Origin of the sequence: Methanobrevibacter sp. (genome assembly GCF_017431965.1) — an archaeon.
Taxonomy (GTDB): Archaea; Methanobacteriota; Methanobacteria; order Methanobacteriales; family Methanobacteriaceae; genus Methanocatella.
This window is the reverse complement of the sequence record NZ_JAFRKB010000077.1, coordinates 1-5,090: the sequence shown is the minus strand read 5'-3', so window position 1 is coordinate 5,090 and position 5,090 is coordinate 1. Positions and strand designations below refer to the sequence as shown.

Genomic DNA, 5,090 nt, shown 5'->3' with positions numbered 1-5,090 from the left:
TGCACGAGAAGCAGTAATACCAATAGCGATTAATTTTTGAGTTTTATAATCCAAGACATTACCGTCCCATACTGTATCGTTAATGTTAGATACCAATTCATATAAATCAGGATATTCATCTTTTAATTCTCGGATACCTTTACCGTAATATACGTCACCTTTCATATCTTGTCCTCTCCAAATAATTTTATTATTTAATTAATTATTTCATTTTCAAATTATATATAATTAATAGCTATTTAATTAATAGACTCTTTCAAAAACTTTGTTGATTTTCAAAATCCTTTTTGCGATTGTCATTCCAAATGAGATCTCTGCGATAGATTCGTTTTAAAACGCCCCGTTTGGTCTTGAATGTTCGTTTTCTTGATTTTGGCATTGTTTTTTGAAATGCATTTTCAATTTTGTTACTTGTTTTTTCAATTCGTTTATCTTTTAAGTGATAAATGAAGCTTTTATATCGTGGAGTGATTGATTTTCTGATTATTTTATAAATCACTGGATGAAAAATCATCTTTACGATAAATTAAAGATTGTACTTCATTTTTGAATTCATTATAATCATTTAAATCGAATAAATCTTTGATCATTTTCAGTTGTTTGTGACATTCTTGATATTCTTCGTCAGAAATGCGATTTTTATCTTTAAAAGTTTTTAATTGTTTATTTAAACTTTTTTTAGTATGAAAAATACACAATTGATGTTTAAAACCTAATTTTGGGATAATTGAGGCATATTTTTTATCTAAATCTGTTGTGATTGCAATTTTATTTTTATTTGCTGTAGATTCTCTTAAAAACTTTTCAACAGTTGTATCATCTTCAGTATCGTAAATTGCATCGGCTACGATGCAATTTGAAATAGAATCAAGTAATGTGTGACGATATTTCCATTTTCCGTTGATTTTTATCCATTCTACATCAAAGACATAATAACCCGAGCAACGCCCTAAATCAAATTCTAAAAATGTTTTCATTAACAAAAAGCCAATTTTCAATTGTTTGATGTGAAACTGTGATTCCAAAGAATTTTTTAAAAGATTTACAAACATTTTTTAAGCTTCCCAGATAATCTGAAATTAAATGTTCAGATTCACTTTTCAATTCATTCGTAAAATTGCTGTTTTTATCAACAAGACTTGTTAAATCTGTTTGAAAGGTTTTATCACAACGTTTGCAAATATAACGCTGAACCTTCACATTAGTTTTACCAATTTCTTTAAATACTAATGTTCTTTTTGTAAAACCATATTTAACAACATGACGAGTTCCACAATGTGGACATCTAGCTAAACTCATTTTAAAATAAGGAACATCCTTTTTAAAACTTAAATCAAAAGATTTAAGAGCTTTTTGACAGGATTTAAAAATTTTCACAAAACGAGAATCTGAAAGGACTAATCCTCCATTAGAATCGCAAAATATATATTGTTTAACATCTAAAATACTATTTGGAGTATTTGTTTTTTGATTAGGCATAATAAAAACTTTTACTCCACCTATTTATTAAATTTAACTATTTTTAGATAAAATTAAAAATTACAAACTAATTTTCATCAAAAAATTTCAAATCAACAAAGTTTTTGAAAGAGTCAATTAATACCTACATTTATAATACTTAAGCAATGCAATAACAAAAGTCATAGTTGGAAACATATAATATAAACTCCAAAAAAACTAGAAAAAAGTAAATAGATTATTACAAATTAATATTTTTCAACTTAACTAAATCTTCTTTTAATTCAGGAACTTCAACAGTTAATGCATACTCCATTACATCAAATTCTGCAGATTCATATTTATGAATCATGATATTGCGCATATACTTAATACTGCACCAAGGAATTACTTCCACAAAAGATTAATGTGAAAAAAATAGAAATTCAAATATTATACTATAAACTAATACTCTTTTTAATCCCAACCCCCAATAAACAAGTGAATGAAATATTAAATTATTTTAAATTTCAAAGTAGTGTAAAGAGGAAAGTAGCACCAACTTCACATGAGTTTTCATAATTCTCCCCATTAAATTTAAAGAATAAGTTTCCTTCTGATTTAATTAAACGTGAAATAGAAAAAATTTTAAAATAGTGCATTGAGCACTATTTTACTTTAACTGTTGTTTTTATTGTGTTTTTAAGGTAGGTCACTTTGACAGTGTAGGTTTTGCCTTTTTTAAGCTTTTTGATAACATTCTTTTTCAAGGTCTTTTGGGCGATTCCTTTCTTATTGGTTTTGACCTTGTAGGTTTTGCCGTTGAACTTGAATGTTACAGTTTTGCCTTTAACGAGTTTACCGTTGATTTTAAGCTTTGCTTTTAAAGTGAACTTCTTGGCAGTCTTTTTAACAGTGACTTTACTTGTAGTCAATACCTGTTTTACTGTAACTGTATTCTTATAGCTTTTGCCATTGAATATAGTTGTCATTGTGTACTTTTTAGGAACATCAGTTATCTTGATTTTTGCAATTCCATTTTCATCCGTTTTAACAGATGAGGTTTTGCCGTTAATTACAAATATAACTGACTCTCCACTTAGTGCCACTTTACCATCGCTGGAAACCACTTTTACAGTAAAATATGAACCACCGTCATAATCCACTTTAATATTTTTGTTTTCTGTAATCATACATTCCTGTGAGTTCAATGTTACAGTGACATTGTTTTGATATGTCTGATTATTATAAACGGTTGTGATGAGGTAAGTTCCCGGAACCTCATTAATTTCCAATTTTGCAATACCATCATTGTCAGTTGTTGAATTGATTCTCTTTCCATTGATTGTAAACTGAACAGATGCACCTGCAATGGCATGACCATCCTCAGTTGCAACCCTAACTGTGAAGAAAGACTCATCACCATAATTCACTGACAGGCCTTTATTGTCAATTATTCTGGAATCATCAGCCACAGTATAGACCTTCAGACAAACTGTCTTGTTTTCTAAAGTGATATCCCTCCATACGTTGCCGTCTGCACTTACAAAGGACATTCCATGAATATAATGATTTCTAGAGTATACCTCATAAGGAAGATTATTATTTTTAAATACAACTTTAAACTTGTCCCCTTTTTTAACCGGAACATAACTGCTTAAGACAATGGTCCTGTATCCTGCAAACTCGCTTATGCCACTTTGTGAGTGTATCAACTTATTGTTCACATAAATGTCAAAGGAATAATCGATACATGACTGGTTGAAGTATGTTCCAACACCAGCAATCAAATCATCATATTCTGCAGTGAATTCATTGGAATATTGAGTGTAATTGCCGTCAAAATCATGTAAACCAGATAAATCAGTCTGATAATTGACATGATAATCAATTGCATTAGTGAAAATGCAAGCTATGAAAGGATAAATGATGTCTGTATCTGGATCAGGTACAAATAATGATTTTTCATAGTATGATAAGTAGAAATATCCTTCATCTCCCCATTCGCTTCCCCAGCTGTTTTTAACAATCCATGCACCATCCCCAGGAGGGGTAATTAGGAAGTTATCCGCAGAGTAGTTATCATCCCATCCGATGATGGCAACTCCATGATTTTGTGGAAGTGATTCATTAGTATAATGTGCGGAAGTATTTTCATTGAAATATGGTTCCTCCTCACTGCATGCATAAGCAATTGAAACTGCACCATAATTTAAAATTGCTTTTTTAACGTCCACTATATAATCGGCTGAATTCGGCATTATGAAGTAAGCATCCTGAAGACGTATCTTATTCACACTATCTATAAAACGTGATAATTTTCCAACCTCATCATATTCATCATCTTTTTCACCAACACTCAGCCAGCTGACCACATTGGCCAAAGCCATATAATAAAGGCCTCCTTCATCATTGTACAAATCTCCAAAATCTGAATATCTTATTTGGAGACTATGCATATAATTTTCAGAAATATCATATCTGATGCCTGTTGCTTTTAAAAGAGCAGTTTCCAATGCTTCTCCAAAAGAAAATGTCCAGCATGAGCCCATTCTGCCCTGATTTTTAACAGGAGTAATCCATCCCCAATCACGTAAATCAAACCTAGAAGGAAGACTGGCAACATTGATTGTATTGTTGATTAATGTCAGATTCAATCCAGAACATGCAAAAGATAGGGGATTATAAAATGACTGATTGGTGATTACGCTGTCATTATTATACTCATTACTGTTGAGATTGCACTGGTTTTTGTCAAAATCTGTGAAAATCGCATTTGTATTGTTTGCAAACAGACAGTTGGTGATATTATACCATGAATCACAGGAATATACTGCATTTCCCAGAAATGCAGAGTTATTTATGAATTCTGATTTGGTTAATGTCATATTGCTCATATCACAATATACTGCACCTCCACAACTGGTGGAATCCTCATCAAATAATTCATTTGAATCAAAAATAGAATTATCAATTGTACTATTGGTAAATGAGATATAAACTGCGCCTCCAACATGAGCTTTATTGTTTGTGAAGTTGGAACTGTTCAAGATTAAATTACCTCCCAATTGAATATATGCTCCACCAATCATAGATGAAGCATTGTTAAACACACAATCAACTAGGGTTGCATTGCATGATTCAATTCCATAATCCACATGTATGGCGCCTGCATTTTTAAATGATTTGGTGTTTACAAATTTACAGCCTTTTATATAAGAGTTACTTGACCCTCTTATGGCAATTGCTCCTGCAGATTTCTCAGCTGTAAGATTAACAAATCTGGAATTTGTAATTGAAATTTCACAATATTCCGAATACAGTGCTGAGGCATAAACAGAGGATATGTTTATGAAATCTGAATTATCTATATTAACTGTGGAACTAAAAGCAAAAATTTGACCATATTTACATGACTTGTTTGAAGTGACAGATGAGTTGCAGATATTTAATACGGCATTACTTGAATATATTGATTCATCAGCAGAATTGTCAATAAAACGAGAATTAATACAATTAAGTACATTATCATAATATTTAATTGCTCCACCATAATGAGCATTATTGCTAATGAAAGTTGTGTTATTTAATGTCAATAGTCCATCAGCCCATATTGCTCCACCAGAATAGGCATTATTGCTTATAAAAGTTAC

At 30.9% G+C, this 5,090-nt stretch carries 4 protein-coding genes; all 4 read right to left on the bottom strand.

The genetic code is table 11. The annotated features are described in order from the left end of the window. Window positions 1-488: 488 nt before the first annotated feature. On the bottom strand, window positions 489-977 hold the full coding sequence (locus IJI93_RS10455; RefSeq protein WP_292809412.1) for a hypothetical protein: 489 nt from the start codon (window positions 975-977) through the stop codon (window positions 489-491). Then, the gene (locus IJI93_RS10450; protein ID WP_292809414.1) at window positions 955-1,479 is read right to left on the bottom strand and encodes a hypothetical protein; all 525 of its coding nucleotides are present in this window, start codon (window positions 1,477-1,479) and stop codon (window positions 955-957) included. Before IJI93_RS10450 ends, IJI93_RS10455 begins: the two co-directional genes overlap by 23 nt. A gap of 220 nt (window positions 1,480-1,699) precedes the next feature. Further along, on the bottom strand, window positions 1,700-1,855 hold the full coding sequence (locus IJI93_RS10445) for a HepT-like ribonuclease domain-containing protein (protein WP_292822724.1): 156 nt from the start codon (window positions 1,853-1,855) through the stop codon (window positions 1,700-1,702). A 250-nt stretch (window positions 1,856-2,105) separates the two neighbouring features. After that, window positions 2,106-5,090, bottom strand: a 2,985-nt coding sequence (locus IJI93_RS10440; protein WP_292822722.1) for a C1 family peptidase, incomplete at its 5' end; no start/stop codon positions are given.